Below are 26,738 nucleotides of genomic sequence, written 5' to 3' on the forward strand. Positions count from 1 at the left end.
ACCGTCGTCTATCTGCTGGGCGCCATGGTGCCGATGCTGCTGGCCCAGCCGCCGGGCCCGCACGACCGTGCCCACCGGGCCGTACGCGGACTCTCCCCGGCGACACCGGCCCACGCCTGGCAGCCGTTCCGCGAGCGGTTCGGCGTCACCCTGGTCGACGGATTCGGCTCCACCGAGACCAACCTCGTCATCGGCACCACCCCGAGGAACAGCGGCCCGGCTATATCGGCACCCAGCGCGACGGCTTCGACGCCCGCGTCGTCGACGAACTGCTCACCCCCGTCCCCGACGGCACCCCCGGCGAGCTCCTGGTGCGCAGCCACCGGCCGTACGCCTTCGCCACCGGCTACCTGGGCGAGCCTGCGGAGCCCGCGGACGCGTGGCGGCGCACGGGCGACCGGGTGGTGCGCGAGCCCGACGGCTGGTTCCGGTTCGTGGACCGCATCAAGGACGTCATCCGCCGCCGCGGGGAGAACATCTCCTCCTGCGAGGTCGAGACGGTCGTCCGCAGCCATCCCGCGGTGGCCGACGCGGCCGTCTTCCCGGTGCCGTCCGAGCTGGCGGAGGACGAGGTGATGGTCGCCGTGCTGCCCCGCGCGGGCAGCACCCTCGACCCGGCCGACCTGATCCGCCACTGCGAGCTCGAGCTGCCCCCGTTCGCCGCCCCCCGCTACGTGGACATCCTGCGGGAACTGCCGCTCACCGAGACCGGCAAGGTGCGCAAGGCGGCGCTGCGGCGGCGTGGCGTCACCGAGACGACGTGGGACCGGGTCAGGGCCGAGGCCGGTCCACCCACGCGGTGACGACGTCGGCGAACTCCCCGGGCAGCTGCTCGGGCGCCGGTACGTGGCCGCCGGGCAGGACCGCGGTCTCGCAGCCGAGCGCCGCCGCGAACTTCTCCAGCGCGGGCAGCGAGTAGTGGTCCTCCGGGGCGCATATGGCGAGTACCGGGGCCGTGATGTGCGCCAGCCGCTCCTCCATCCGGTACCGGTACACCGCCTGGTGTCCCTCCTCCACCCGGTCCAGCACGGTCAGCGCGTCGATCACATAGCGGGTCAGCGCGGCCTCCTCGCCCTCCCGGTAGAAGCCGCGGCGCCTATTCCACAGCTCCACCAGATGCGAGCCGTCCGGCTTCGGATCGACATGGTCGACCGGCGGGCGCGAGGGGGATGCTGCGCGCTTGGCCTCGTCCACGAAGGCCGTGGCCGAGAGCAGCAGACTGCTGATCCGGTCGCCCAGCCGGGCGGCCACCTCCACGGCGACCACACCGCCCGTGTGATGGCCCACCAGGTGGAACGCGTCCAGCCCGAGCCCGTCGGCCAGGGCCTCCACCCCGTCGGCGAACCGCTCGATCGAGTGCGGCCCCTCGGGCCTGGCCGAGGCGCCGAACCCCACGGTGTCCATGGCGATCGCCCGGTGTGCCCGGCCCACCAGGGGCAGCACATCGGCGTACTCGGTCCAGGAACGCGGCGTCTGATGCAGCAGCAGCACCGCCTCGCCGGACCCGCACTCCGCGTAGTGCAACTGTCCGAAGGGACTGGGCGCGTAGCCCCGCCGCACCGTGTTCGCCATCGCCGTGAGCCGCCTTCCGATTGACCCGAACCGCCCGCCCACTCTCGTCGCCGCCGAGCGGGCGGGACCAGGCGAACGGTCCGCTGTCCGGACCCCGGCGCGGGTGGCCGCAGGGCGCTGCCCCGGCCTGCCCCCGGCGGCCTACTTCGGTGCGGCGGCCAGCCGTACCGCCAGCCCGGTGAACACCGTCCCGCTGAAGACGTTCAGCCCCCGCGCCACCCGGCGGCTGCGGCGCAGTAGTCCGGCGAGCTTCCCCGAGAGCAGGCCCACCGACCCGTCGACGCAGAAGCCCATGACCACGAAGGTGACCCCCAGGAGCATGAACTGGCCGGGCACATGGCCGAGTTCCGGGTTCACGAACTGCGGCAGGAAGGCGATGTTGAAGAGAATCACCTTGGGGTTGAGCAGGTTGATGAGGGCTCCCTGCCAGAAGGCACGCCGGTGTCCCGGGCCGACGTTCCCGCTCTCCTCGCCCGGCAGGGAGTGGTCCCGGAACGCCTTGACAGCCAGGTACAGCAGATACGACACCCCCGCCCAGCGCAGCACGTGATAGAGCGTCGGCAGCGCCGCGAACAGCGCCGACAGCCCCAGCGCCGCGGCCACCGCGTGCACGAACATGGCGCACGCCACCCCGAAGGCCGCCATGACCCCCGCGCTGGGGCCGCCCCGGCCGCCCATCGCCACGATGAACATCATGTCGGGGCCGGGAGTGACGCAGAGGACGAACGCGGCGAGGAGGAACGCCGTGTACAAGGAGGCATCAACCATGGGGGTCATGGTTGGGGCCGGAGGGTGCGGAAGCGAGTGCATTTCGAGGAGTGAGACGGAGCGGGTCAGCCCTTGGAAGGACGTGGGGCCCGCAGGTGCGCCCGCTCCTTCAGCTCCTCCTCGTCGACCAACGTGAGCATCGGCTGACCCGGCGCGCACACCATGGTCACGAGGAATGTGGTCGGCGCGTCCGACAGGGCATTGGCGTCCTGGTAGTGGATCACGTCACCACCCGGCTCCCAGAACGTCCCACCGGCCTCGACCACACGCTCCGGCTCACCCTCGATCTCGAACCGGACCGCGCCCTCCATCACATAGCCGAACGCCGGCCCCGAGTGGCGGTGCGGAGGGAGCCCGGGGTGACCGGGAGGCCACTCGACACGGATGGTCATTCCCGAACCACCTTCGGGGAAGAAGGGCGGAGTGACGTCTTGCAGCATCTGGACTTCGGGCGGCCACGAGATTTCCGGCCGCTCGTCGGCGGTCCCGTGCGCCGGATCCTTCTCGGACATGCACCACACCTCCGTAACCCTGCCGTGCGCCTTCTGCCTCGCTCGGACAGTTCTGAGACCACTCTGCCCCGCGTCGGCGGCCGCCACAATCCGGGAGCCGGCGGCATCGACGTGCATGTCCCGCAGCACATGACCACCGGCCATCAAGATCAACTTTCGCCGACAGACCCTAGCGGCGCCGCGCGCGGCGGCCCGATCGGGCGGGGGTCCGGGCGGGTGTCCCGGAGTCCCGCCACCGGCCCGGGACCTCGGCCATGACGAGGCCGAGGACCAGCCAGAAGAGCATGGCGATCCGGTCCAGGTTGGCCGGGTGGTCCACCGTGGCCGCGAGGAAGAACCCCGTCAGGGCGGCGAGCCCGACGACTCCGGCCACGGACTTCTCCCGGGCGGCACGGACCGCCGTGGCGACGGCGATCACGGTCACCAGCACCATGCCGAGCAGACCGGCCACGCCCGCTTCGGCCAGCCAGTTCAGCCACATGTTGTGGGCGTGGACGAACGTCCGGCCGCCGGGTACGGCGGCGGAAACCGCGTCCCCGGCCCGCCCCAGCCCGACACCGAGCGGATGGTCCACGGCGAGGTCGACGGCCGCCTTCCACGCCTGGCCCCGGACACCGAGCGCGTCCCCGGCCCGCGACACCACCCACAGCGCCACCGTCACGGCCACCAGCCCGGCCAGCCCCACGACCGTCAGCGTCCGCACCCCCCACCGGCCGAGGCGGGGAGCGAGCCAGTAGGCGCCGCCGAGCACCAGCAGGCCCGCAGCCGCAGCGACACAGCCCGCCCGGGAGAAGGTGGTCAGCACCGCGCCGTAGCCGACGAGGCAAACGCTCACGACCGCGACACGGGCCGTGCGCTCGGCGACCGTCACCGCGGTCAGCAGGGCGATCGGGGTGAGCAGCACCAGGAACGCGGCGAGCAGGTTGGGGTTGGCGAAGGTGCCGGTGGCGCGGATCATCGACCCGGGCCCGCCGCTGTCGCAGTCGACGTCGGTGAAGAGACCGGTGCGGCAGAAGCCGGTCGGCACCTCGTTGGTCACCTGGGCGAACGCCGAGGTGGCCGCGGCCGCCGCGGCGGCCGGCGCGAGCAGTGCGACCGCCCGCCAGGACTCGGGCTGCGCCCGCCGGATCCCGACCAGCAGGTAGAAGGTGGCGAGGGCGGTCATCAGGGCGCGCAGCGGCGCGTCGGGGTGCCCGCCGACGTACGTGGTGGCGACGGCGCTGAGGAGGAGCAGTGCGATGGCGGGGTCGAGCCGGGTGCGGAAGGTGGCGAGCCGAGGCGCCGTCACCGCCGTGGCGACCAGCCCCGCCAGCACCGCAAGGCGCACCGGTGTGACGACGCCGACCAGAGGGGCGTCCGGGAAGAAGTCGGTGGCCGCGTCGAGCATGACGATGGCCGTAGCCACCAGCGGAACGGCCTGGACTGTCGCGCGCACAGGTGCCATGGCGCCCCAGCGTGTCCGGCCGCAGGTACCGGCAGATGGCACGCACACGAACAGCGGAAAGCGCCCGCGCGTCCGGTGTGCCGCCGACCAGTCCGGACCGGTCCCGACGTGGCCCGACGGGTCCGATGCCCACGTGGGCCGGGCCGCACATCAGGTGGCCGTGGCACTCCCGGGAGCCGGGGTGGCGAAGGGGCGGAGCGGGACGATGCCCACGCTGTGGCCGCTTCGGTCCAGCAGCCGGCCCATGTGCTTGACGGTGCGCAGCACCACCGAGCGGTCGTCGATGGTCAGTTGCGGCAGCCGCCTGGACAGATGCGCCTCGAAGGCGTGCACATCGCCGGCCGCGCGCAGCCAGACGTCGATCACGAGGTTGTGCGGGCCCGCCGTGATCGCACACGACCGCACCTCCCGCACCCCCGCCAGCGCCCGGCTGGTCTCCTCCAGGCGCTCGGCCGGTACGGACGCGAAGTACACCGCGGCCATCGGCCACCCGGACATGGGCCGGGCGAGGTCGCAGCGCAGGCACACCCGTGAGCCCAGCAGTCCCCGCAGCCTTCTGCGGACCGTGGTCAAAGGCGCCCCGGCGCGCTCCGCCAGGTCGCTGATCGCCATGCGCCCGTCGACGCTCAGCAGCTCCAGGAGCCGTACGTCCAAGGGGTCCCAGCCGGACGTCCCCGGCGGGAGCGGTTCGACCGGCGGGAGCGCCGCCTCGAGCCGGGCGCACTGCGCGGCGTCCAGAGCGCGAAGCCGCCACCGGCTGCCCTCGGAGGGCAGGGCCGTGGTCACATGCGTACGTGTCGCCCGCACCCCTGGCGCGCCCCGGAAGAGGAGCGTGCTGAGCTGGGCGAGCTCACCCAGGTCCGAAGCCTGCAGCGCGATCACCAGATCCCGGCTTCCCGCCGTGAGCTTGACGTTCGCCACCGAGGGTTCGGCCGCCAGGGCCTCGGCCACGTCCTCCCCGACCCCGGGCTCGGTGTCGACCTCGACGATGCCGGTCACCACGACCCGGGAGTCGGACAGCTGCGGGTAGGCGGTCACCCAGGCCAGCCCCGCCTCCTGGAGCCGCTGCCAGCGTCGTGCGGCCGTCACCGGGTTCACCGCGAGGACATCACCGACAAGTGTCCACGGTGCTCTGGGATGGATCTGCAGCGCGTGCACGAGGCCACGATCCAGCTCGTCGAGGTCATGCGCGGCGTAATCCTGCGTTTGCATGGGCGGCGCTTTTCTGCGTATCGCATGTGAATCTCGATGGAATGCTGCATGATAACACCCGAAACACGCGATGGATCGACACTCCTCCCCACCAGTTCCCTCAACGAGGAGTGAGATCTCGCTCATGACGGATGCCACCACGTCCGAGACCACCAGGACCGCTCTGCGCGTGGAGAACGCCACGTTGATCGACGGCACTGGGGCGACCCCGATCGCGGACGCCGTCGTCATCGCCGACGCCGAAGGAACAATCACCTACGCGGGCCCGGCGGCGACCGCGCCCCCGGCCTCCGGCGACGCCTTCACCGGTCGTGTCATCGACGCGGGCGGCCGTACCGTGCTGCCGGGTTTCTTCGACTGCCACACCCACCTCGCCTACGCCCATGCGACACCGCCCGGCCGCCGCGGTGAGCTCGACCCGGTCCTGGTCACCTACGACACCGCCACCCGGCTGCGGCAGACCCTCGACGCGGGCGTCACCACCGTCCGGGACCTGGGCGGCCTGGCCACCGGCTACCGCACCGCCGTCGAGACCGGGCGGATCACCGGCCCCCGGGTGCACACCGCTGTACGCATCATCAGCCACACCGGCGGCCACGCCGATGTGCGCCTGCCCGACGGCACGGACCTCAGCGGCGGTGAGATGTCCGAGCTGGCCGACACCGTGGACGAGGCGCGCCTGGCCGTGCGCAAGGTGCTGCGCGCGGGTGCCGACCTGGTCAAGATCTGCGCCACCGGTGGCATGGGAAGCCCGTACGACCAGCCGGACGACGAGGGGCTCCTGGAGGAGGAGATCCGCGCCGTGGTCGACGAGTGCCGGCGCCACGGCGGCAAGCCGGTGGCCGCGCACGCCCAGGGAAACGCGGGCATCCTCAACGCCATCCGCGGCGGCGTCACCAGCATCGAGCACGGCTACGGCCTGGACGACCGGGCCCGGGAGATGGCGGGGGAGCGCGGCGTCTTCGTCGTCCCGACCCTCTCCACCGTCTACGCGGGCATCGACAAGGCCACCATGGAGCCCTATCACTACGAGAAGAAGGTGCGCTGGTCCGGCATCACCAAGGAGAACATCTCCCGCGCCATCGAGCAGGGGACCCGGATCGCGCTCGGCACCGACGCCGCCGTCTGCCCGCACGGGCAGAACCTGATGGAGCTCAGCTACCTCGTCGACCTGGGCATGGACCCCATGGACGCCATCGTGGCCGGTACCCGGACCGCCGCCGAACTCCTCGGCGTCGCCGACCGGCTCGGCACCCTGGCCCCCGGCCGCGTCGCCGACCTCGTCGTCTGCGAGGGAGACCCGCTCGCGGACATCGGTGTCCTCGGCGATCCCGCCAACGTCGTATGCGTCGTGCAGGACGGCCATGTCCGCAAGGACACCAAGGGCCTCCTGCCGTCGGCCACGCCGGCCGGAAGGCGGCCCTGATGCCGACGGCGACCGGATTGCCCGCCCCCGGGGGCACCTCCCCGGACAAGGAGCGGCGCGGCGGCCTCGACCGTGTCCTCTCCTTCATCGAACGGGCCGGCAACGCCCTGCCCAACCCCATCGTGCTGTTCGCCGGGCTCTTCGTGCTGCTGGCCGTCCTGTCCACCGTCCTCGCCCTCATCGGCCTCTCCGTCACCGTCCCCGGCACCGATGACACCAAGGACATCGGCGGGCTGCTCACCGGTGAGGGACTGCGCTGGCTGCTGGAGAACCTGATCCCCAACTTCGCCACCTTCCCGCCGATCGGCGCCGTCCTGGTGCTGATGATGGTGGTCGGACTCGCGGAGAGGACCGGCCTGCTGGAAACCGCGATGCGGGCCTCCCTGGCCCGGGTGCCGCGCGCCGTGCTGCCGTACGCGGTGGCGGTCATCGCCAGCCAGGCGCACATGATGAGCGATGTCGGCGCCATCGTGCTGCCCCCGCTGGCGGCCCTGGTGTTCAAGAGCGCCGGACGCCATCCCGTGGCGGGACTCATCGGCGGCTTCGCCTGTGTCACCGCGGGCTACGCGGCCGGCTTCACCATCGGCTCGCTCGACGCCCTGTACGTGGGCATCACCCAGCAGGCGGCCTCGGTGCTGCCGGCCGCCGAGGGCCTCCATATCCATGTGCTCATCAACTACTTCTTCACCGCCGCCAGCAGTGTCGTCCTGGGGCTGCTCGGCGGATTCCTCATCAGCCGCGTCCTCGAACCACGTCTGGGCCCCTACCAGGCGGCCGAGAGCGGCGAGACCCCGCGGGAGGACCTGACGCTCACCCCGGTGCAGCGCAAGGGGCTCGCGTACACCTGCGCGGTCGTCGGCCTGTACCTGGCGGCGGTCCTCGCGCTCTGGCTGCCATCGGGCGCCCCGCTGCGCGGAGAGGGCGGTGCCTTCGTGCCCTCGCCCGTGCTCAGCGGTGTCGTCCCGGTCCTCTTCGGCGCCTTCCTGATCGCCGGGCTCACCTACGGCTTCACGGTCAGGAAGCTCACCGGCACGGAGGACGTGGTCACCGCCATGACCGACTCGGTGAAGAACATGTCCGGCTACATCGTGATGATGTTCTTCGCGGCCCAGGTCATCGCACTCTTCACCTGGTCCAACCTCGGGGTGCTGCTGGCGGTGAAGGCCGCCGCGCTGTTCAACGCCATCGGTGTGACCGGCTTTTGGGCGATCATCGCGTTCGTCCTGCTGGCCTCGTGCCTCAACCTGGTGATCCTCTCCGGATCCGCCCTGTGGTCCCTGGTCGGTCCCGTGTTCATCCCGGCGTTCATGCTGATGGACATGAGTCCGGCGCTCAGCCAGGCGGCCTTCCGCATCGGTGACTCGGCGACCGGCGCCATCACCCCGATGAACCCGTATCTCCTCCTCATCCTGGCGATGGTCCGCGAATACGAACCGGAAGCCCGACTGGGGACCCTCATCTCCCGGCTCGCCATCTTCGTGGTGCCGTTCCTGGTGGTGTGGCTGACGATCCTCGGCATTTTCTACGGCCTGGACCTGCCGCTCGGTCCCGGAGCGCCCATCGGCGTCAAATGACGCGCCCCGATCACACGGTGGTGCCGTCCCCATACCCGTGGGGGCGGCACCACCATGTGATCGGGCGTTGCCCTCTACCGGTGTTCGTTCTCCCAGGTCACCCTGTTGACCGGGGCGGGGCGGGGGAGCGGCCGGCCGTCCAGATAGAGGTCGACCTTCTCGTTGTAGAAGGCGACCAGCCCCGCGATGGGGGAGACCTGCCGGGTCGGGAAGTCGTATGCCCAGGCGAGGTCCGGGTAGGCGGCCGTGTCGGTCCGCACGGCCCAGTAACCGCTCGTCGTCCCCTTGTACGGACAGCTGGTGACGGTCTCGGTGGGCTCCATGCGCGTCCAGTCGAGATACACCCGGTCCAGGTAGTAGCGCGTCGGAAGCCCGGTCTCCAGCACCATCACCGAGTTCGGGGCGTCGGCCAGCACGGTGCCGTCCAGCTCCACGCGGAGACCGCGGCCCGACCGGAGTGCGTCGACGCGGGTGTAGGGACTCCTGGGGTGGACGAACACCTGCTCGTCCTCCTCGTACCAGGCGTCGATGGCCTCCCACCGGAAGCTGACGTGGCCGACGATGCCGGAAGGCGCGTCCTGCGCCCACTCCCAGGCCGCGCCGGGGCGGGTGAGCGAGCCCAGTTGGAGGGTCTGGCGGCGCGCTCCGCCGACCTTCAGCGTCAGGTTCCGGCCCTCGTCGACCAGCGCCCCCTCGGCGATGTCCTCGCGGGGAACGCAGTACTGCGGATAGCCCGGCCAGAGCCACACATAGCGCGCCCGCACGGTGTCGAAGACGGGGCGGCCGGCGACGTAGCCGCGGATGCGGCGCGGTACGGGCTCCACCTGCCCGACCGGAACGATCATCCCGGGGTAGTCCGGCGTGTACTCGGTCATGCCTCTTCCAGGGCCTCTCCGAACTCGCGCAGCGCCTTGCCGTGCTGGCTGTGGGCGAGCCCGTGCCCGATCGCTATGGCCGCCGCGACCGGCCACTCGATGACCTCGATCGCGGCGAGAAGGCCGACGCCCGCGAGAAAGCAGAGCTGTTCCTCCGACGGAAGCTCCACCCGCCGCCCCCCGAAGCACACGGTGACCGAATGACGTGAGCAGACGCGGTCGGCCGCGGCGCGGGGTCCGTGGGATCCTCTCCTCGCGGCCGGAGCCGGTGCCCGGGAGTCTGCGCTGGTGGGAGGTGGTGTCTTGGTCGCTCTGGGCATTGCTTCGATCCGTTCATCGGCCTTGACGGAACATTCGCGCGATGACACTTTCCACCCTAATCCCACCTCCACGGCTCCTGCCCGGTGGCAGCTACTTGCCATGATTTCGGCCGGTCCGGCGAGAAGCACGCGGTTGCGTCCACGGCCGGTGTATGCGGTCGAAGTGGCTCGCTCCGGTTGCGGCCAGGGGCTCGCAGAAGCATCGGCGGCGGCCTTAGCTTCGAGCCGAATCGTGGTGTGACTGAGCGCCGTAGTTGGCGAGTGAGTGCTTTAGTTGGCGGGCCCTGAGCGTTGTACAGGGCGGGCGCCTGAGCCGTGACACGTTAGTTGGAACCTGGCCGGGATTGTTGGAGTCGAGACGTGCCAGGGCTGGGATCGAGTGTGACTGAGTGCTTCAGCCGGACGCTGAGTGCTTGAGCTGGCCGTTCCTGTCTCAGGTTCTGAGCTGGCTGTCAAGATCTGTGCGACCTTGTTGGCGATGTCGAGGGTGTCGACGTGGTGGCTTGTGTCGACGGTCAGCAGGGGGCCGTCCAGGCGGAGCGGCCCTGTGTAGGCGGCGCGGATGGCTGCCACGCGTTCGGCGACCTGGGCAGAGGTGAGCTGCGGGTCCAGGTGGCCGGGGTGACGGGTGCGCGTGCGGAATCGTTCGGCAGCGAGGGCGGCGTCGCAGTCGCAGTGAACTTCGATCAGGAGGTCGGCGAGGCTCGTGAGCCTTCCGGGGGCGGTGTCGTGGTGCCACCAGTTTTCGAGAATGGCACGGTCGGCATCCGCGCCCAGTGCGAACAGGATGTCGTCACTTGCTTGGCTCAACTTGTGGCGCCATGCCTCATCGCCGACTCCGAGGGAGTCGAAGAGAGACTCCAGGATCACGTCCTTGTCGATCACCGGGAGGTCCAGATGTCGGGCCAGACAACGGGACAGAGTGCTCTTTCCGCTTCCTGGCAGCCCTGATACGACAACGAACGCAGCGGTAGTCACGGGGGGAGTATCCCGTTGCGGTCGAGTGTCCAGGTAGACCAATGTGTCGTCGGTGCCGAGCGGTCGACTGTGACGCTCATACTGGCCAACCGTGGCACTCAGTCACATCGATCTTCTCAAGGAGGATGTCGAGAAACACGAATCGGATCGCCGTCCACCACCGGTGTCCGGACGAGATCCCGTACCAGATAGGACACCTGGTCACTGCCGGTCCTCCACGTCACCGCCCACCGCCCGGTCCAGCCCTTGCCCAGGTCCAGGCCATCCCTGTCGCCCTCCACCGAGACCGGGACAAGAAGCTCACCCCAAGCGGCAAGGCGCGACCACAGCGGCCCACCCGCCGTCGCCGCCACCCCACCCGCCGCCCTGCGTACGCGCGCTCGGTTCCATACCTCCCGGGAAAGCGACCACGGACGCCGCAGGACCGAGATGTCCGGAACTGGTTCCAACATGAATGGCAATGCGTCGAACGTAGCAAGAAGCGCGACCAGATGGTTCCAACAAGCGTTCCGGAAGGTCAAGACCACCAGGTCACCTCGCCGCACTGGCTCCAACTATCGTGTCCCGGCTCAACAGGGCGGGCGCCGGGGGCGACTTCGGCCTTGGTCAGGTGATGGTTGGGCTGCGGCGTTCGATGAGGACGACGTCGCGCCATGTGCCGTGGTGGCGGCCGATGCGTTCGCGGGTGCCGATGACGCGGAAGCCTGCCTTCTGGTGGAGGTGGAGGCTGGCGGTGTTCTCGGGGAAGATGCCGGACTGGATGGTCCAGATCTCTGCCGCTTCGGTGGAGGCGATCAGTGCGTCGATGAGCGCGGCCCCGACGCCTTGACGGCGAGCTGTGGGGTGGACGTAGACGGAGTGCTCCACCACGCCCGCGTACGCACAGCGGTCGGAGACCTTGGTGGCGGCGATCCAGCCGAGGACGTGCCCGTCGGCGTCGAGCGCGATGTGCCGGTGGCCGGGGAGTTTGCCCGCATCGAACGCTTCCCACGTCGGTGCGGTGGTCTCGAAGGTCGCGTTCCCTTCATCGATGCCGAGCTGGTAGATCGCCAGCACGTCCTCAGCGTGCTCGGTGGTCAGCTCGCTGATTCGTAGGGTGCCGGTGGTGGCGGTCACGCGCGGTGTCCCGGGGTGAGTTCGTTGATCAGGTTCTGGACGCGGGTGCGGATGTCGTCGCGGATCGGTCGCACAGCCGCCACTCCTTGTCCGGCCGGGTCGTCGAGTTTCCAGTCCAGGTAGGTCTTGCCGGGGAAGACGGGGCAGGTGTCGCCGCAGCCCATGGTGATGACCACGTCGGATGCCTGTACGGCCTCGCTGGTGAGGACCTTGGGCGTTTCGGCGGCGATGTCGATGCCGGCCTCGGCCATCGCTTCCACCACGGCGGGGTTGATCGTGTCCGCGGGGGCGGATCCGGCGGAGCGGACCTCGATGCGGTCGCCGGCGAGGTGGGTGAGGAAGGCGGCGGCCATCTGGGAGCGGCCCGCGTTGTGGACGCAGACGAACAGCACCGAGGGCTTGCGGGACTCAGACACGGGCGGGACCTTCCGGAGCAACTGCCGACTGAACGGCGCTGTCGGGGGTCGGGAAGAAGCGCCGCGCGGCCAGGGCGACGTAGACCAGGCCGATCAGGACCGGGACTTCGATCAGCGGGCCGACGACTCCGGCCAGGGCCTGGCCAGAGGAGGCGCCGAAAGTCGCGATGGCGACCGCGATGGCGAGTTCGAAGTTGTTGCCCGCCGCGGTGAAGGCCAGCGTGGCCGCCCGCGGGTAGTCCAGTCCGACCGCGCGTCCCAGGGCCATGGATCCGGCCCACATCACGGCGAAGTACACCAGCAGCGGCAGCGCGATGCGCGCTACGTCGACGGGACGGGAGGTGATCGCGTCTCCCTGGAGGGCAAAGAGCAGGACGATGGTGAACAGCAGCCCGTACAGGGCGAACGGTCCGATGCGTGGGATGAGCGTCGTCTCGTACCAGGCCCGCCCCTTGGCCTTCTCGCCCATGCGGCGGGTGAGGAACCCGGCCAGCAGCGGGATGCCGAGGAAGATCAGCACGCTGCGGGCGATCTCCCACACGCTGACGTCGAGACCGGTCTGTTCCAGACCGAGCCAGCCGGGCAGCACCGAGAGGTAGAACCAGCCGAGCGCGGAGAAGGCGATCACCTGGAACACGCTATTGAGCGCCACCAGGACGGCGGCGGCCTCACGGTGGCCGCAGGCGAGGTCGTTCCAGATGATGACCATGGCGATGCAGCGAGCCAGGCCGACGATGATCAGGCCCGTCCGGTACTCCGGTAGGTCCGGCAGGAAGAGCCAGGCCAGGGCGAACATGACCGTCGGTCCGGCGATCCAGTTCACGGCCAGGGAGGGGATGAGCAGGCGGCGGTCGCGGGTGACGGCGTCCAGGCGGTCGTAGCGGACCTTGGCCAGCACCGGATACATCATCACCAGTAGCCCCAGCGCGATCGGCAGGGAGACACCGGTGACGGTCACCTTCGCCAGCGCCTCGCCCAGGCCGGGGACGAGCCGTCCCAGGCCGAGGCCGGCGGCCATCGCGAGCAGGATCCATACCGCCAGGAACCGGTCCAGGAACGACAGCCGGGCCGCCACCGGCCCGGTCTGCGATGCTGTGGCGGTCATGACGCGGCCCCGGCGACACTCTTCCCGTTTCGCTCGGGAAGCGCAGTGCCTGCGGGGCGGGTGAGGATGCCGGCGAGCCGGTCGGTCATCTCCGGCAGCAGCCAGTAGTACACCCACGTCCCCCGGCGCTCGCAGTCGATCAGTCCGGCCTGCCGCAGCAGCTTGAGGTGGTGGGAGATCGTCGGCTGCGAGAGGTCGAAGGCGGGGGTCAGGTCGCACACGCACACCTCGCCACCGGCCCGGGTGGCGATCATCGACAGCAGCCGCAGCCGGATCGGGTCGCCCAGGGCCTTGAACACCTTCGCCAGTTCCACTGCCTGGTCTTCGTCCAGCGGGGCGGCCAACAGTCCGGCGCAGCAGCCCTCGACTCCGTCCTGGCCGATGACCTCAAGCTCTTGTTTCGACATGCTTCTATGTTGACGTTCCTCGATTCAAGATGCAACCTTGAATCGACAGGCATCGATACAACAAGACCAGGGGGATCGTTATGTCCCGCGTTCAGCTTGCCCTCAACGTCGCCGACCTTGAGGGATCCATCGCGTTCTACTCCCGGCTCTTCGGCGTCGAGCCGGCCAAGCGCCGCCCCGGGTACGCCAACTTCGCCATCAGCGAGCCGCCGCTCAAGCTCGTCCTGATCGAAGGCCAGCCCGGCCAGGACACCCGCTTGGATCACCTCGGCGTCGAGGTCACCTCCACCGACCAGGTCCTCGCGGCCGCTGGCCGCCTGAATGACGCGGGGCTCGCCACCTTCGAGGAGAACGACACCTCCTGCTGCTACGCGCTCCAGGACAAGGTCTGGGTCCACGGCCCCGGCAAGGAGCCCTGGGAGGTCTACGTCGTCAAGGCCGACGCCGAGCAGATGGGTAAGAGCCCTGCCGTCGAGAACGGTCCCGGCGGCTGTTGCGGCGAGCAGGAGGACGGCGATAAGTCCGACGCGGTCGGGGCGGGCTGCGGGTGCGGTGCCTGAGGAGCGGTCCTCGGCCGATCCTGAACACCATCGAATGATGGGGCCGCGGTCAGGCGTCGAGCTGTGCGATGAGCCGGCCGCGGTACTCCTGGAGTGCGGCATGGACAAGCTGGTGAATCGGGCGGCGGCGTGCGCGCCGGTGATCCGGGTTCTCCAGCACCGCCGTGCGGCTGCTCGACCCCCGGCTGAACCCGGTGCCGCCGGGTGTCCCCGGCGAGCTGTACATCACCGGCGCCGCCCTGGCCCGCGGCTACATCGCCCGCCCCGACCGCACCGCGGAGCGGTTCGTCGCCGATCCCTACGGCCCGCCGGGCGCTCGGATGTACCGCACCGGCGACCTGGCCCGCCTCACCCGCGACGGAGAGCTGACGTACTTGGGGCGCACCGACACCCAGGTCAAGATCCGCGGGTTCCGCATCGAACCGGGTGAGATCGAGGCGGTGCTCACCACCGCCCCGGAAGTGGCACGGGCGGCCGTGGACGTGCGGGAGGACCGGCCGGGGGACCGGCGCCTTGTCGCCTACCTGGTCGCGGCGCACGGCGCCGAGCCCGGACCGCGCCGGGTGCGCGAGCACGCCGCCCGGCACCTGCCCGACCACATGGTGCCCGCCGCGTTCGTCACCCTGGACGCGCTGCCGCTGACGCCCAACGGCAAGCTCGACCGGGCCGCGCTGCCGGCGCCCGAGTACCGGGGCGATACGGCCTCGGGCCGACCGAGGACGCCGAGGAGCGTGCGCTGTGCGCCCTGTTCTCCGAGGTCCTGGGCGTGGCGGAGGTCGGAGCCGACGACGAGTTCTTCGTGCGCGCGGTCTTCGACGCCCCGTCACCGGCGGCGCTCGCCCGCCTGCTGACGGGCGAGGCGGCCGTCGAGGGCGACTCGACCGGGACGCTGCTGCCCCTGCGCGCCCGCGGTTCGGCCGCACCGCTGTTCTTCCTGCACCCGGGAGGCGGCTTCAGCTGGTGCTATTCGGGACTGGTCCGCCATCTCGGCGCCGATGTGCCGGTCTATGGCGTCCAGGCCCGCGGTCTCGACGGCACCGGATCGCTCCCGGCGTCCATGGAGGAGATGGTCGAGGACTATTTCGAGCGGATCCGCTCCGTGCAGCCGCACGGTCCCTACCGGCTCGCCGGCTGGTCCTTCGGCGGACTGACCGCGCAGGCGCTGGCCGTCCGGATCCGCGCGGCGGGCGAGGAGGTCGGGATGCTCGCGGTACTCGACTCCTACCCGCCGGGGGAGCACAGCGACCACTCGGAGCCGGTGGAGCACGAAGTCGTCGCCAACAACCTGCGGGCCATGGGATTCACCGTCGACATGGCCGAGCTCATAGCAGATCAGGAGCGGGTTCTGCTGCGCTTCAGGGAATTCCTGCAAGGGGGAAATCACCCCATGGCCCACCTCGACCACCTCGAGGCCCAGGACGTGCTGGCCCTCAAGGACGTCTACGTGAACAATGTCCGGATCATGCGGTCCTATGTGCCCCAGTTCTTCGACGGGGACATGCTTTTCATCTCCGCGGAGCGCAAACCCGCCGGCCGGGAAACCCTCTTGGATGTCAACTTGTGGCAACCACTGACAGGCGGTTCGATCGAGATATGCCGCATAGACTCGAACCACGGAGATCTGATGACCGACGCCCGTCACGCGGCGCGTATCGGACGATTTCTCGCCGACCGGCTGTGAGCCGTGAATGTACGTCAGGCGGCAAGTGAAAGAATTTCTTCGAGAAGGAGCGATCTCATGAGCACCAACCCCTTCGAGGACCCCGAGGGCACGTATCTCGTGCTCGTCAACGATGAGGGGCAGCACTCTTTGTGGCCGGCGTTCGTCCGCCGGATTCCGCGTGATCACCCTCGACAACCGCGGCATACCGCCGACTTCGGAGTGCCCTGAGGGGTTCACCCTCCAGGACATGGTCGGCGATGTGGCGGGGCTCGTCGAGCACCTCGGGATCGGTCCCTGCCGGGTCGTCGGCACGTCCCTGGGCGCGTTCATCACGCAGGAACTCGCGCTGTCCCGGCCCGACCTCGTGCGCCGGGCCGTCCTCATCGCCACCCGGGGCCGCACCGATATGCTGCGCGCCGCGATCACGCGTGCCGAGATCGAGCTGCACGACGCCGGGGTGGAACTCCCGGCCCGGTACGCCGCCGTGGTGCGGGCCCTGAAGTCGCTGTCCCCGCGCACCCTCGACGACGGCGAGGCGATGGCCGACTGGCTCGATCTGTTCGAGCTGTCGCCCGCGGCCGGTCCCGGACAGCGCGCGCAGATGGATTTGAGCACGCTGGACCACCGGCTCGGGGCATACCGGGGCATCCGCGTCCCCTGCCAGGTCATCGCCTTCGCGGACGACCTGATCACCCCCGCGCACCTGGCGCGCGAGGTCGCCGACGCCATCCCGGGAGCCGAGTACGAACTCATCGAGGGCTGTGGGCACTACGGCTATCTGGAGGACCCCGCGACGGTGAACAAGGTGATGGTGGAGTTCCTCACCGGGGCGGTCGCCCGCTGACCGCCCTGGGGTGGCGAGCGGCACAGGAACGAGAAAGAGGGGGGAGGCGCCCGGCCGGGGGTACCGGACGGCCCTCCCCCTCGTCACAGGGGTTGCTCGGCCACTACCGCCGCCGGTGGCCGGGCGACGGTGCCCGGTCCGTCCGGGGCGCGGGGGACTGTGCGTACGGGGCCGGCAGGCCCGTCGGCGCACCGGTCCCGCCCTCGGCCGGGGCCGATACGGCGGACGTCTCCCGGCCGGTCCCGGACGTGCCGCCGGGCCACCAGTTCCACCGGCCGAGCGCGGTCATCAGCGCCGGCAGCACGAAGATCCGGATGACCACGGCGTCCAGCATGATCGCCGCCGCGAGTCCCACGCCCAGCTGCTTGAACTCGACCGCGTTGAGCGTGCCGAAGATCGAGAACACCGCCACCATGACGATCGCGGCACTGGTCACGACGCCCGCCGAGCGAACGATGCCCTCACGCACCGAGTCCCGCACGGACGCGCCCGCCACCGCCATCTCCCGGATCCGGCTGACCACGAACACGTGGTAGTCCATGGACAGTCCGAAGAGCACCACGAACAGGAAGAGCGGAAGCCAGGACACCACCGTGCCCGAGCTGTCGAAGTCGAGCAGACCCTCCGCCCAGGTGTGCTGGAATACCGCCACCAGGACACCGAACGAGGCGGCCGCGGAGAGCAGGTTCAGCAGCACCGCCGACAGCGCCACGGCCAGAGAGCGAAAGATCACCGCCATGGTGCCGAAGGTCAGCAGCAGCACGAAGCCCACCACCCAGGGCATGCGCTCCTCCAGATGGTCCGTGAAGTCGATGCCCTGGGCCACCGCGCCGCCGACGCCGCTCTCGGCGTCCGGGACCTCGTCCAGCGCCTGGGGCACCCACCCGCGCAGCACCTTCAGTGACTCGGTGGCCTTGGGGTTCTTCGGCGGGTACGGCGTACCCACCTCGACGGTGTGCACCCGGTGGTCACCGGACTCACGGATCACCGGCGTCTGGTCGTGGGCGAAGAGGCTGTTGCCCTCGGTGCGGTCGATCAGCCCCCGCAGCGCGGCCTTGACCTGGCCGGCCTCGTCGGCCGGGGCCCGTACCGCCACCTTGTGCACGGTGCCCTCGCTCGGGAAGGCGTCGGTGAGCCGGTCGGTCGCCTGCACGACCGGGATGTCCCGTGACAGGTCGTCCTGGCCGGGCTGCTTGAGCCTCATGTCCAGGGCGGGCAGGGCGAGCAGCAGCAGCGCGCCGATGGACACCACGAGCGTGAGCGCCGGCTTGAGCAGCGCCGGGCGCAGCAGCACCGGCCACACCCGCGATTCGCCGGAGCGCATCGTCAGCCGCCACAGGAACGGCACCCGGGGACGGTCCACCCAACGGCCCAGCTTGGCGAGGAGGGCGGGCAGCACGGTCACCGAGCCGAGGACCGCGACCGCCACGACGATGATGGAACCGGTGGCCAGGGAGGCGAAGGTGGCCTCCTGGGCCAGGTAGAGCCCGGCCATCGCCACGATCACGGTGGTGCCGGACACCACGACCGTATGCCCCGACGTCTCCGCGGCGATCTCGATGGCGTCGAGGTGGGACTTGCCCTTACGGCGCTCCTCCCGCTCCCGCTTGAGGTAGAAGAGCGAGTAGTCGACGCCGACGGCCATGCCCATGAGCAGGATGACATTGCTCACCGCGCTGGTCTCCGGCAGCACATGCGAGGCCAGGGACGACAGTCCCATCGCGGTGACCACACAGGACAGGGCGAGCAGCACGGGCACTCCGGCGGCGATGATCGCGCCGAAGACCACCAGCAGGATCAGCAGGGTCAGCGGAACGCTGATCAGCTCGGCCCGCCTGAAGTCCTTGCCGATGGTGTCCGACATGCCCTTCGCCGTCGAACCGGTGCCCACCTGCTCGATCTTGAGCCCGTCGTGGGTGCGCTCGGCCTCGGCGCTCACATCGAGGAGCGGGCGGACCCGGTTGATCGCGTCGTCCTCGTCACCGTTCATCGTCACGGGTACGAGCAGGGCTTTGCCGTTCGGCGCGGGAACCGGCGCACCGACGCTCCGCACCTCGGGCAGCGCCTTCATCCGGCCGGTGATGTCCTTGGCCGCCCGCCGCGCCGCCCGCTGGTCCAGCTTCCCGCCCGAGTCGGCGGTGATGAGCACGTTCTCCTCGGGCCTCTTGGTGAAGTCCCCGGAAGAAGCGATCTTGCCCGCCCGGCCCGACTCCCGGACCCCGGACTCCTCGGAGTCGAGCTTGTTGGTGCCGGCGGCGCCGCCGAGGAAGAGGCACAGGACGACGAACACGACCCACAGTCCGATCGCGGACCACGGATGTGTGGCACTCCATCGGGCAACCCGTAACGTCGCCGGTTTCTTTCGCACTGTCTGCGTCCTCCCAATGGTGCCGAACCGTGGTGGCGGCTGCCGGGCTCATGACGCTAAAACGCTAGTTTCATGTCCCGGACGTCGACACGGGGTAAACCGCCTCGGTAGCCATTGTTTCCCGCAACTGTCACCCTGCGGTTCTCCGCAGGGTGACAGTTGCGGGAAACCGTACTCGCCCAGGCGAAACCTTGACCGGAGGAAACTGCAGCCATTAGTTTCATATTCCGGTTCGTCCTTTCCGATGGAGCAGAAATTCCATTGGCAGGTAAATGCCGCACCGTGATGCAAATCAAGGGGAAACAATGGAGACCACGGTCCTCACTCGGCAGCATGTTGCCAAGATCGTCCAGGGAAAGGGATTAGACCTTTTCATGGACCGGATGATCGACCGGCTCGACGAGGCGTTCCGTGCGGAAAGCCGATGGGGCATCACCCCGGCGCGGGACGGATTCGTGCGCGGTCCGCAGAACACGGCCGTCCTCGAGTGGATGCCGCACCACCAGCCCGGCGACTCGATCACCATCAAGACCGTGGCGTACACCCCCACGAATCCGTTCACCCATCAGCTGCCCACCATCATCGGCACGATGGCCCGCTACGACGACGTGACCGGCCGTCTGCTGGCCGTCGGTGACGGGATTCTGCCCACCGCCGTCCGCACCGGCGCCGCGTCCGCCATCGCGAGCCGTCTGCTCGCCCACCCCGACAGCCGGGTCCTCGGCCTGGTGGGCGCCGGCGCCCAGGCGGTGACCCAGGCCCATGCCCTCAGCCGAGTCTTCCGGCTGGACCGGATCCTCGTCCACGACATCGAGCCCGCCCACGCCGAGTCCTTCGCCGAGCGCGTGGAATTCCTCGGTATCGACGTGGAGGTGGCATCCGTCGCGGAGATCGAGGCGGCATCGGACATCATCTGCACCGTCACCTCGGTCGGGGTCGGGGACGGCCCGGTCCTCCACGGCGAGCGGCTGCGCCCGCACGTCCACATCAACGCGATAGGCGCCGACCTGATCGGCAAGTACGAGGTGCCGCTGTCCGTGCTGAAGTCCGCCTTCGTCACCCCCGACCACCAGGGGCAGGCGCTGCGCGAGGGTGAGTGCCAGCAGCTCGACCAGAGCGAGCTGGGCCCGGAGCTGCCCGCGCTGTGCGCCGACCCGGCGCTCGCCGAGGGGCGGCGGGAGCAGCCGACCGTCTTCGACTCGACCGGATTCGCCCTGGAGGATCACGTCGCCTTCGACGTGCTCCTCGAACTCGCCGAGGAGGCCGGTATCGGCGACCGGGTGCAGCTGGAACACCTGCCGGAGGACGCGCTCAACCCGTACTCCTTCCAGTGACGGCACCGGGCTGTGCCCGCCCGGACGTGGGGCCGCAGACAGCCCGGTGGCGTCTCGGACGCCGAGAGGTGCTCGACGACGTGTGGGAACACGTCGTCGAGCACCTCGGTGACCATGCCCTCGCCCGTCGCGCGCCTCAGGACTCCAGATACCGCAGGACCGCCAGGATCCGCCGGCTGTAGCCGGCGGTGTGCGACAGGTCGAGCTTGTCGAAAATCGTGTTGAGGTTCTTCTCCACCGAGCTCAGCGAGATATGCAGTTTCTGCGCGATGGCCGTGTTGGTGTGGCCCTGCGCCAGCGTCTCCAGAACACTGCGCTCGCGCGGGGTGAGCCGGGCGAGCGGGTCGCCGTGCGTGGTGCGGATGACCAACTGCCGCACGACCTCCGGGTCGATGGCCGCGCCACCCGCGTGGATCCGCTCCAGCGCGTCCAGGAACTCCTCGACCTGGGCGACGCGGTCCTTCAGGAGATACCCGACCCGCTCCGCGTTGGACGCCAGGAGCTGGGCCGCGTAGTTGCGCTCCACGTGCTGCGAGAGCACGAGCAGGCTTATCTGGGGCCAGCGCTTACGGATCTCCAGGGCGGCCCGCAGCCCGTCGTCGGTGTGGGTCGGCGGCATCCGGATGTCGACGACGACCATGTCGGGCATCCGCTCCTCGACCTCCTTCATGAGGGACACCGCGTCACCCACCGCGGCGACGACCTCATGGCCCTCCTCGACCAGCAGACGTACCAGTCCTTCCCGTAGCAAGGTCGAGTCCTCGGCGAGGATCACGCGCATGGAAGCTCCGCGGTAATGGTCGTGGGTCCCCCGAGGGGGCTGTCGATGTGCAGCAGACCGTCGAGCGCGCTCACCCGGCTGCGCAGCCCGGTGAGGCCGCTGCCCGATGGATTGGCTCCGCCGGTGCCATTGTCCTCGACCCGGACCACCAGCACCGCTCCGTGCAGCGCGAGTCGGATGGTGATGGCCGTGGCGCCGGAGTGCTTGGCGGCATTGGTCACGCACTCCGACACCACGAAGTACGCGGCGGTCTCCACCGTCTGTGGCAGCACACGGTCGACCTCGAAGTCCATGCGGATGGGAAGGGAGCACCGCTCGGAGACCCCGCTGAGTGCTTCCTTCAGCCCCAGGCTGTCCAGGGCGGAGGGGTAGATCCGCCAGGTCGCCTCCCGGAGTTCGGTGATGACCTCCTGGGACTCCTGGTGGGCCTGGTGCAGCAGGGCGTCCACCTGCTCGGGGTTGCGGCCGCGGCTGCGGCGCGCCCGGCCGAGCAGCATGGCGAGTGCCACCAGGCGCTGCTGGATGCCGTCGTGGAGATCGCGCTCGATGCGGCGGCGCTCGGCGTCGACGGCCTGGAGGACCGCGGCCCGGCTGGTGGCCAGCTCGTCGATGCGCTGCCGCAGCAACTCCCGCTCCGACGGCCCGAAGCACTCCCGGGCCAGCCGGGCGTCCAGCACCGCGAGCGAGTAGATGCCCTGCACGTCCAGGAACAGCAGCACACCGCCGAGCAGTGCCTGGGTGAGGAGTTCCTGGAGGTCGAGGCGGCCCTGGACCAATCGCATGGCCAGCACCGCGGCGAGGATGACACCGAACCCCAGCAGACCCACGACGATGGTGCACAGCACCCCCGTGTAGCTGCGGATCGCCAGATAGCGCAGGACCTTCTGGTCGGACGACTTGTAGTGCTCGGGGAAACGATCGCCGAAGAAGACGAAGCGGCGCGCCCGGTCCAGCCCCGCGAGCCGACGGGCCCCGGAGGCGAGCGCGGCCAGGGCGCCGGGCCGGGTGCGCGGCCATAACAGAAAAGGGGCCATGGCCGTGCCGACGATCAGCAAGTATAGAAATCCGAGCATGGCCGTGCAACAGCCGAGGAGTGCTCCCGGAATCTTGCGCGGCCACGAGGATTCCGCCGCCCCCCTGCCGCCGTCGTTCGGACCGGGCGAGCCGAGAAACAGGTGATGGGTGGCGAAATTCGGCAAATCCCCCTGCACGGGGGGCAAGCCTAGCCCGGCCGCACAGCCCGGGCAAGATCGCCCGGGCTGTGGCGCGAGCAGAGCGGAGGGGCCGGGGGCCGCGTCGTGGCTCATGAAGCGGGGCGCTGCCTGCCGCGGCCTCGGAAGCGCACGACCACGTAGACCACGATGGCCGCCACAACCGCGACCAGGACCACCTTGGAGAGGACACCGACGTAGGTCTCCACCTCGTCCCACTGATCGCCCAGCCAGTAGCCGGCCATCACCAGCACCGTGTTCCAGACCAGGCTGCCCAGCGTGGTCAGCAGGGCGAAGACCGGCAGCGGCATGCGCTCGACCCCGGCCGGAATGGAGATGAGGCTCCGGAAGATCGGCACCATGCGGCCGATGAAGACCGCCTTGGTGCCGTGCCGCTCGAACCATTGCTCCGTACGATCCAGGTCGGACGCCTTCACCAGCGGCAGTTTCGCCCAGATGGCGTGCATGCGCCGACGGCCCACGAGCATGCCGATCCAGTACAGCACCAGCGCGCCCACCACCGAACCGAGCGTGGTCCAGAAAAGCGCCGAGGCCAGGCTGATCACGCCCTGCCCGGCCGCGAACCCGGTCAGGGGAAGGATCACCTCACTGGGCAGCGGCGGGAAGAGGTTCTCCAGCGCGATGGCCAGACCGGCTCCCGGCCCGCCCATCGCGTCCACGAGGTCCGCGGCCCAGCCGGCGATGCCGTCCGAGGGCTCCTGGGGCAGAGCCAGGGTCATCAAGTGCATGCGTGGTCTCCAACATGGCGGTCAGGCGCCGGAGCGCTTCGCGGCCCCGACGCCTGTCAATCTAGAAACCGCCGACCAGCGAAGACATGAGGATTGCCGCCCAACCCGGTGGTGTTCTCCGCAGCGCTCGCCCTGCGGGAAACCGCAGATCAGCCGGGTGCCGGGCCACTCGGGCACACCACGCGCGGCACCCGGCCCCTGCCGGGCCGGCTCAGGAGAACTCGGCCCGCACCGCCTCCGTGTGCTCGCCGAGCCCCGGCACCGGCCGCATCGGCGCCCTGCGGCCCGCCACCTCCACCGGCGGCAGCAGCCCGCGCAGCGGCCCGACCGGGGAGCCGAACTCGCCCCAGCGGTCGCGGGCGTCGAACTGGGGGTGGGCACCGAACTCCGCGATGTCGCGCAGCCGGGCATTGGCGATACCGGCCCCGTCCAGCAGCGCGATCAGCCCCTCGGCGGTGTGGTCCGCGAAGCAGGACTCCAACTCGGCCGTCAGCTCCTCGTCATGGGTGCGGCGCAGGGGATTGTCCGCGAAGCGCGGATCGCGGATCAGCTCCGGGCGGCGGAGCACCCGCTCGCACAGCGCGGCCCATTCACGATCGCTCTGCACACTCAGGAACACCTGAGCGCCGTCCCCACAGCGGTAGGCGCCGTACGGCGAGATCGACGGATGGCGGGCGCCGCTGCGGACGACCCCGGCGCCGCCGTACGCCTGGGCGAAATAGGGGTGGCCCATCCACTCGCCCAGCGCGTCGAGCAGGCTCACACTCAGGTCCGTCCCCGCACCGGTGCGCTCCCGCTCGTAGAGCGCGGTGAGAATGCCGGTGTAGGCGTACATCCCGCCCGCGATATCGGCGATCGAGATCCCGGGGCGGGCCGGGGCCTTTGGGCTGCCGGTGATCGACAGCAGCCCCGCCTCGCACTGGATGAGCAGGTCGTACGCCTTCTTCTCGCGGTACGGGCCGCTGTCCCCGTAGCCGGAGATCGCGCAGGTGATCAGGCGGGGATGGGCGGGCCGCAGCGTCCGCGCCCCCAGACCCAGCCGGTCCACGGCGCCGGGCGCCAGATTGTGCACGAAGACATCGGCGCGGGCGAGCATCGCATCGAGCAGCGCCCGGTCGGTGTCGTCCTTGATGTCGAGGACGACGCTCTCCTTACCGCGGTTGATCCAGACGAAATAGGCCGACGCGCCCTTGACCTCGCGGTCATAGTCACGGGCGAAGTCGCCGCGACCCGGCCGCTCCACCTTGATGACCCTGGCTCCCAGATCGGCGAGCTGACGGGTGGCGAACGGGGCGGCGACGGCCTGCTCCAGGGCGACGACGGTGATGCCTTCCAGCGGCTGCGCGGGCACGGGCGGCTCCTTCGCTTCGATGCGGGTAGCCCCTGTCTACCGTTCCTACAGACTGAGCGTGAGTTGCACGGGCTCAGCCGGACGCTCCGAACGGGGTTGAGTGTCCTGGTCTCCCGCGTTCGCGCCGCGCCCAGGGCCGGTGGATCGTGTCCGTGGTCCGTATGCCGACCCGGGTGGCCAACTGGCGCAGCTGTGGGCACTCGTAGAAGGAGTTCAGCGGGACGTCAACGCCGAAGCTGGCCAAGACAGCGTCGCGGACTCGAGGCACGGCCAGGGAATCGCCGCCGAGTGCGAAGAAGTCCGCGTCCTGACCCTGCGGCTGCACGGCGAGGATCCGCGACCAGATGAGGGCCAGCCGCCTCTCGGTTGCACTGCTCGGTTGCACTGCCAATGGCGGCATCGGCCCCGCCGGGTCCCTCGGCATCGGATGCCACGGCAGGCAGCAGCTCGGTCGGAATCGGGGGGCGGCGTGGTAGGCGGCAGCCAGGAGGGATCGTTGGAGGTGCTCCAGAGGTGATGGGCAATGGCCCGCGGGGCCGAACTCGAGGTCAGAAGGCGTCGTGGGGGGACGTACACACCCCAGACGTCGCTGGAGCGAGTGGGCGTGCTGCCTCGACCTTCATCGCCACGGAGTCTGTGGAGGCTCGTAAAGGCGGAAGAGGAGTGCCTGAGGGCCGGACTCGATGCCTTCCGTCAGACACACCGGGGCCCCGACCCGCACGGTGAGCGGCGGCACGCCGATGACCCTGGAGCACAGCCAGAATCCCTCGTTCATGTTGATGGTGGCGAGTGCGCACTGTCTCCCGGGGCTCCGGCCCATGGCCAGGACATGACGGATGACCCCGGTGCCGCAACTGAGCTCCCAGGCGAGATCGGTGGAGGCGCAGACGGGACACAACAGACGGCGGAAGACTGCGGTCCGACACCAGCGGCAGCGCTGGAAGTACAGCTCTCCACCCCCCACTCCACCCAGCGGCACCTGCGTGGGGCAGTCCGCCTCCGGGAGTGGGCTCGCGCTTGGATCGACCTCCCGTTCGACGGGGGCGCTATCGGTGATTTCGATCGCTGTATGGAGCACGGTGTCCTCCTCAGTCCCCGTCCCGAAATGACCCGCGACGGGAGGCGAGGGCTCACCGATCACGGCTGTAGCACGTCGGCACCGCTGTGGCGGCGTGTTTCACAAAGTATGGGACTCAGTTCCGGAAGTAAAGGACTCAGTCCCAACAGAGTTCATGTGATAAGAGCCTCGCCGCGTCACTCGGCGCCCGATGCTCGCAATGCGGTGTTCGATCCCATCGAGATGAGGCAAGTGGCGTCTGCGCGGTGAGACGGGGAAGGATGAGCGGTCATGAGCAAGCCACCTGCACGGATCCGACTGGCAGACGCCGCATTCGCGCTCTTCGACGAGCGCGGATACGAGCAGACGACCGTCGACGACATCGCCGAGCGAGCGGGGCTCGGGCGCACGACGTTCTTCCGGAACTACCGATCCAAGGAAGACGTCATCTTCCCGGACCACGACCGGCTCCTGGAGTTGATCAGAGATCGGCTGGCGACCTCGAGCCACGGCACCGCTCTGGTCGCCGTGTCGGACGCGGTTCGACTCGTACTGCTGCACTACGTGGAGGAGGGCGACCTGGCGAGGCGGCGATATGCCCTCACGAGCAAGGTGGCTGCCCTGCGTGACCGGGAGATCGCCAGCGTAGGCCGCTATCAGCGACTGTTCCGGGAGTTCATCGCCGACTGGATGGGGGGCCCGACGGAACCGGCGTCGCTGAGGGCCGAACTCATGGCCGCAGCGGTGGTCGCCGCCCACAACCACGTGCTGCGTCGCTGGCTTCGGGGCGAGTCGTCCGACCCGGTCGCCGAGGTGGACGAGGCGATGCGTGAGGTGCTCGCCCTCTTTCCGGCGCCCGGCTCCTCACCGGCGCCCGGCGGTGGGACCACCGTCGTCGCGTTCAGAACCGGGCAGGACATCGACACCCTGCTCCCCTCGCTGCGACGTCTCGTCGAGGACGGCGCCGAGCACTGAAGCCCGCTCCGTTTGATCGAGTGATGCCGCGCACAGCGGAGACAGGGGCGCGCGGGGCGTGTGTGGCGTGTGTACCGAACAGAGCGACCGAGGTGTCCCGGCGGCCGAACGCCGCCCGAC

General features: G+C 69.8%; 28 protein-coding genes and 2 pseudogenes. 10 read left to right on the forward strand and 20 right to left on the reverse strand.

The features are described 5' to 3' along the window. Positions 1-8: 8 nt before the first annotated feature. Positions 9-323 carry a hypothetical protein gene (locus BLV72_RS50465; protein WP_244321180.1) on the reverse strand — a complete coding sequence of 105 codons (315 nt, stop codon included), beginning with the start codon at positions 321-323 and terminating at the stop codon, positions 9-11. Between BLV72_RS50465 and BLV72_RS50470 the strand changes: the two genes are divergently transcribed. Next, the gene (locus BLV72_RS50470) at positions 312-803 is read left to right on the forward strand and encodes an AMP-binding enzyme (protein WP_342030694.1); all 492 of its coding nucleotides are present in this window, start codon (positions 312-314) and stop codon (positions 801-803) included. The genes BLV72_RS50465 and BLV72_RS50470 overlap by 12 nt on opposite strands. Here BLV72_RS50470 and BLV72_RS35955 read toward each other — a convergent pair. The 5 genes from BLV72_RS35955 to BLV72_RS35975 form a co-directional block, all read right to left on the reverse strand. Then, positions 772-1,572: an alpha/beta fold hydrolase gene (locus tag BLV72_RS35955; RefSeq protein ID WP_093467634.1), complete on the reverse strand. Its 801-nt coding sequence runs from the start codon at positions 1,570-1,572 to the stop codon at positions 772-774. The genes BLV72_RS50470 and BLV72_RS35955 overlap by 32 nt on opposite strands. Before the next feature lie 141 nt (positions 1,573-1,713). Further along, positions 1,714-2,340 (reverse strand): LysE family translocator, encoded by a 627-nt coding sequence (locus tag BLV72_RS35960; RefSeq protein WP_093467635.1) that lies wholly within the window; start codon positions 2,338-2,340, stop codon positions 1,714-1,716. Positions 2,341-2,405: 65 nt separating this feature from the next. Then, entirely contained in the window at positions 2,406-2,852 is a 447-nt protein-coding gene (locus BLV72_RS35965) for a cupin domain-containing protein (protein WP_093467637.1), read from the reverse strand. 169 nt (positions 2,853-3,021) lie between these two features. Beyond that, on the reverse strand, positions 3,022-4,296 hold the full coding sequence (locus BLV72_RS35970) for an O-antigen ligase family protein (protein ID WP_093467638.1): 1,275 nt from the start codon (positions 4,294-4,296) through the stop codon (positions 3,022-3,024). Between the two features lie 150 nt (positions 4,297-4,446). Continuing rightward, a complete protein-coding gene (locus tag BLV72_RS35975) occupies positions 4,447-5,508 on the reverse strand; it encodes an Lrp/AsnC family transcriptional regulator (RefSeq protein ID WP_093467640.1) in 1,062 nt (353 codons plus the stop codon). Between the two features lie 124 nt (positions 5,509-5,632). Here BLV72_RS35975 and BLV72_RS35980 point away from each other — a divergent pair, with 124 nt between their 5' ends. After that, on the forward strand, positions 5,633-6,934 hold the full coding sequence (locus BLV72_RS35980; protein WP_093467641.1) for a metal-dependent hydrolase family protein: 1,302 nt from the start codon (positions 5,633-5,635) through the stop codon (positions 6,932-6,934). After that, positions 6,934-8,508, forward strand: coding sequence for an AbgT family transporter (locus BLV72_RS35985; RefSeq protein ID WP_093467643.1), 1,575 nt, complete (start codon positions 6,934-6,936; stop codon positions 8,506-8,508). The genes BLV72_RS35980 and BLV72_RS35985 overlap by 1 nt, the downstream gene beginning before the upstream one ends. A 74-nt stretch (positions 8,509-8,582) precedes the next feature. Here BLV72_RS35985 and BLV72_RS35990 read toward each other — a convergent pair whose 3' ends face one another. The 7 genes from BLV72_RS35990 to BLV72_RS36020 all read right to left on the reverse strand — a co-directional run bounded on the left by BLV72_RS35990 (position 8,583) and on the right by BLV72_RS36020 (position 13,725). After that, a complete protein-coding gene (locus BLV72_RS35990; RefSeq protein WP_093467644.1) occupies positions 8,583-9,383 on the reverse strand; it encodes a DUF427 domain-containing protein in 801 nt (266 codons plus the stop codon). Then, the gene (locus tag BLV72_RS48265; RefSeq protein ID WP_167746451.1) at positions 9,380-9,553 is read right to left on the reverse strand and encodes a hypothetical protein; all 174 of its coding nucleotides are present in this window, start codon (positions 9,551-9,553) and stop codon (positions 9,380-9,382) included. The genes BLV72_RS35990 and BLV72_RS48265 overlap by 4 nt, the downstream gene beginning before the upstream one ends. Positions 9,554-9,973: 420 nt before the next feature. Then, positions 9,974-10,681 carry a P-loop nucleotide/nucleoside kinase family protein gene (locus tag BLV72_RS36000; RefSeq protein WP_167746452.1) on the reverse strand — a complete coding sequence of 236 codons (708 nt, stop codon included), beginning with the start codon at positions 10,679-10,681 and terminating at the stop codon, positions 9,974-9,976. A gap of 606 nt (positions 10,682-11,287) precedes the next feature. Next, the gene (locus BLV72_RS36005; protein WP_093467648.1) at positions 11,288-11,797 is read right to left on the reverse strand and encodes a GNAT family N-acetyltransferase; all 510 of its coding nucleotides are present in this window, start codon (positions 11,795-11,797) and stop codon (positions 11,288-11,290) included. Beyond that, a complete protein-coding gene (locus tag BLV72_RS36010; RefSeq protein ID WP_093467650.1) occupies positions 11,794-12,213 on the reverse strand; it encodes an arsenate reductase ArsC in 420 nt (139 codons plus the stop codon). Before BLV72_RS36010 ends, BLV72_RS36005 begins: the two co-directional genes overlap by 4 nt. Then, entirely contained in the window at positions 12,206-13,318 is a 1,113-nt protein-coding gene (gene arsB / locus BLV72_RS36015; RefSeq protein WP_093467651.1) for an ACR3 family arsenite efflux transporter, read from the reverse strand. Before arsB ends, BLV72_RS36010 begins: the two co-directional genes overlap by 8 nt. Then, positions 13,315-13,725 (reverse strand): ArsR/SmtB family transcription factor, encoded by a 411-nt coding sequence (locus BLV72_RS36020; protein ID WP_093467653.1) that lies wholly within the window; start codon positions 13,723-13,725, stop codon positions 13,315-13,317. Before BLV72_RS36020 ends, arsB begins: the two co-directional genes overlap by 4 nt. Positions 13,726-13,805: 80 nt before the next feature. Here BLV72_RS36020 and BLV72_RS36025 point away from each other — a divergent pair, with 80 nt between their 5' ends. The 5 genes and pseudogenes from BLV72_RS36025 (at position 13,806) to BLV72_RS36040 (ending at position 16,792) form a co-directional block, all read left to right on the forward strand. Beyond that, the gene (locus tag BLV72_RS36025) at positions 13,806-14,285 is read left to right on the forward strand and encodes an ArsI/CadI family heavy metal resistance metalloenzyme (protein ID WP_093467654.1); all 480 of its coding nucleotides are present in this window, start codon (positions 13,806-13,808) and stop codon (positions 14,283-14,285) included. Between the two features lie 155 nt (positions 14,286-14,440). Beyond that, a pseudogene (locus BLV72_RS51210) lies at positions 14,441-15,084 on the forward strand (AMP-binding enzyme); the annotation flags it as partial. Further along, the gene (locus BLV72_RS51215) at positions 15,085-15,966 is read left to right on the forward strand and encodes an alpha/beta fold hydrolase (RefSeq protein ID WP_483153944.1); all 882 of its coding nucleotides are present in this window, start codon (positions 15,085-15,087) and stop codon (positions 15,964-15,966) included. A gap of 57 nt (positions 15,967-16,023) precedes the next feature. Then, positions 16,024-16,110: pseudogene (locus BLV72_RS50480) on the forward strand (MbtH family NRPS accessory protein); the annotation flags it as partial. Next, a complete protein-coding gene (locus BLV72_RS36040) occupies positions 16,079-16,792 on the forward strand; it encodes an alpha/beta fold hydrolase (protein ID WP_244321181.1) in 714 nt (237 codons plus the stop codon). The pseudogene BLV72_RS50480 and the gene BLV72_RS36040, both read left to right, overlap by 32 nt. 103 nt (positions 16,793-16,895) lie before the next feature. Here BLV72_RS36040 and BLV72_RS36045 read toward each other — a convergent pair whose 3' ends face one another. Continuing rightward, positions 16,896-19,082 (reverse strand): MMPL family transporter, encoded by a 2,187-nt coding sequence (locus BLV72_RS36045; RefSeq protein WP_244321182.1) that lies wholly within the window; start codon positions 19,080-19,082, stop codon positions 16,896-16,898. A 452-nt stretch (positions 19,083-19,534) separates the two neighbouring features. Between BLV72_RS36045 and BLV72_RS36050 the strand changes: the two genes are divergently transcribed. Further along, complete coding sequence (locus tag BLV72_RS36050) at positions 19,535-20,494, forward strand: ornithine cyclodeaminase family protein (RefSeq protein ID WP_244321183.1); 960 nt, start codon at positions 19,535-19,537, stop codon at positions 20,492-20,494. A gap of 136 nt (positions 20,495-20,630) precedes the next feature. Here the strand turns inward: BLV72_RS36050 and BLV72_RS36055 are convergent, their stop codons facing one another. The 6 genes from BLV72_RS36055 to BLV72_RS36080 all read right to left on the reverse strand — a co-directional run bounded on the left by BLV72_RS36055 (position 20,631) and on the right by BLV72_RS36080 (position 25,727). Beyond that, the gene (locus BLV72_RS36055) at positions 20,631-21,275 is read right to left on the reverse strand and encodes a response regulator (protein WP_161558708.1); all 645 of its coding nucleotides are present in this window, start codon (positions 21,273-21,275) and stop codon (positions 20,631-20,633) included. Further along, on the reverse strand, positions 21,266-22,309 hold the full coding sequence (locus BLV72_RS36060) for a sensor histidine kinase (protein ID WP_342030695.1): 1,044 nt from the start codon (positions 22,307-22,309) through the stop codon (positions 21,266-21,268). Before BLV72_RS36060 ends, BLV72_RS36055 begins: the two co-directional genes overlap by 10 nt. A gap of 269 nt (positions 22,310-22,578) precedes the next feature. Then, entirely contained in the window at positions 22,579-23,235 is a 657-nt protein-coding gene (locus BLV72_RS36065; RefSeq protein WP_093467663.1) for a DedA family protein, read from the reverse strand. Between the two features lie 211 nt (positions 23,236-23,446). Then, positions 23,447-24,586: a CaiB/BaiF CoA transferase family protein gene (locus tag BLV72_RS36070; RefSeq protein ID WP_093467664.1), complete on the reverse strand. Its 1,140-nt coding sequence runs from the start codon at positions 24,584-24,586 to the stop codon at positions 23,447-23,449. A 73-nt stretch (positions 24,587-24,659) separates the two neighbouring features. After that, positions 24,660-25,010, reverse strand: a complete 351-nt coding sequence (locus BLV72_RS52175; RefSeq protein ID WP_093467666.1) for a phosphopantetheine-binding protein — start codon at positions 25,008-25,010, stop codon at positions 24,660-24,662. A gap of 195 nt (positions 25,011-25,205) precedes the next feature. Further along, positions 25,206-25,727 (reverse strand): Zn-ribbon domain-containing OB-fold protein, encoded by a 522-nt coding sequence (locus BLV72_RS36080; RefSeq protein ID WP_342030696.1) that lies wholly within the window; start codon positions 25,725-25,727, stop codon positions 25,206-25,208. A gap of 207 nt (positions 25,728-25,934) precedes the next feature. Between BLV72_RS36080 and BLV72_RS36085 the strand changes: the two genes are divergently transcribed. After that, the gene (locus BLV72_RS36085) at positions 25,935-26,618 is read left to right on the forward strand and encodes a TetR/AcrR family transcriptional regulator (protein ID WP_093467667.1); all 684 of its coding nucleotides are present in this window, start codon (positions 25,935-25,937) and stop codon (positions 26,616-26,618) included. The last annotated feature ends 120 nt before the right edge of the window (positions 26,619-26,738 follow it).

This window comes from Streptomyces melanosporofaciens, assembly GCF_900105695.1.
GTDB classification, from domain to species: Bacteria; Actinomycetota; Actinomycetes; order Streptomycetales; family Streptomycetaceae; genus Streptomyces; species Streptomyces antimycoticus.

Coding starts and splice junctions, on each gene's coding strand:
- BLV72_RS35955 (WP_093467634.1), bottom strand. CDS start 1,572: ATGGCGAACACGGTGCGGCGGGGCTACGCGCCCAGTCCCTTCGGACAG.
- BLV72_RS35960 (WP_093467635.1), bottom strand. CDS start 2,340: ATGGTTGATGCCTCCTTGTACACGGCGTTCCTCCTCGCCGCGTTCGTC.
- BLV72_RS35965 (WP_093467637.1), bottom strand. CDS start 2,852: ATGTCCGAGAAGGATCCGGCGCACGGGACCGCCGACGAGCGGCCGGAA.
- BLV72_RS35970 (WP_093467638.1), bottom strand. CDS start 4,296: ATGGCACCTGTGCGCGCGACAGTCCAGGCCGTTCCGCTGGTGGCTACG.
- BLV72_RS35975 (WP_093467640.1), bottom strand. CDS start 5,508: ATGCAAACGCAGGATTACGCCGCGCATGACCTCGACGAGCTGGATCGT.
- BLV72_RS35980 (WP_093467641.1), top strand. CDS start 5,633: ATGACGGATGCCACCACGTCCGAGACCACCAGGACCGCTCTGCGCGTG.
- BLV72_RS35985 (WP_093467643.1), top strand. CDS start 6,934: ATGCCGACGGCGACCGGATTGCCCGCCCCCGGGGGCACCTCCCCGGAC.
- BLV72_RS35990 (WP_093467644.1), bottom strand. CDS start 9,383: ATGACCGAGTACACGCCGGACTACCCCGGGATGATCGTTCCGGTCGGG.
- arsB (WP_093467651.1), bottom strand. CDS start 13,318: ATGACCGCCACAGCATCGCAGACCGGGCCGGTGGCGGCCCGGCTGTCG.
- BLV72_RS36020 (WP_093467653.1), bottom strand. CDS start 13,725: ATGTCGAAACAAGAGCTTGAGGTCATCGGCCAGGACGGAGTCGAGGGC.
- BLV72_RS36025 (WP_093467654.1), top strand. CDS start 13,806: ATGTCCCGCGTTCAGCTTGCCCTCAACGTCGCCGACCTTGAGGGATCC.
- BLV72_RS36040 (WP_244321181.1), top strand. CDS start 16,079: ATGAGGGGCAGCACTCTTTGTGGCCGGCGTTCGTCCGCCGGATTCCGC.
- BLV72_RS36050 (WP_244321183.1), top strand. CDS start 19,535: ATGGACCGGATGATCGACCGGCTCGACGAGGCGTTCCGTGCGGAAAGC.
- BLV72_RS36055 (WP_161558708.1), bottom strand. CDS start 21,275: ATGCGCGTGATCCTCGCCGAGGACTCGACCTTGCTACGGGAAGGACTG.
- BLV72_RS36060 (WP_342030695.1), bottom strand. CDS start 22,309: ATGGCCCCTTTTCTGTTATGGCCGCGCACCCGGCCCGGCGCCCTGGCC.
- BLV72_RS36065 (WP_093467663.1), bottom strand. CDS start 23,235: ATGCACTTGATGACCCTGGCTCTGCCCCAGGAGCCCTCGGACGGCATC.
- BLV72_RS52175 (WP_093467666.1), bottom strand. CDS start 25,010: ATGCCGAGGGACCCGGCGGGGCCGATGCCGCCATTGGCAGTGCAACCG.
- BLV72_RS36085 (WP_093467667.1), top strand. CDS start 25,935: ATGAGCAAGCCACCTGCACGGATCCGACTGGCAGACGCCGCATTCGCG.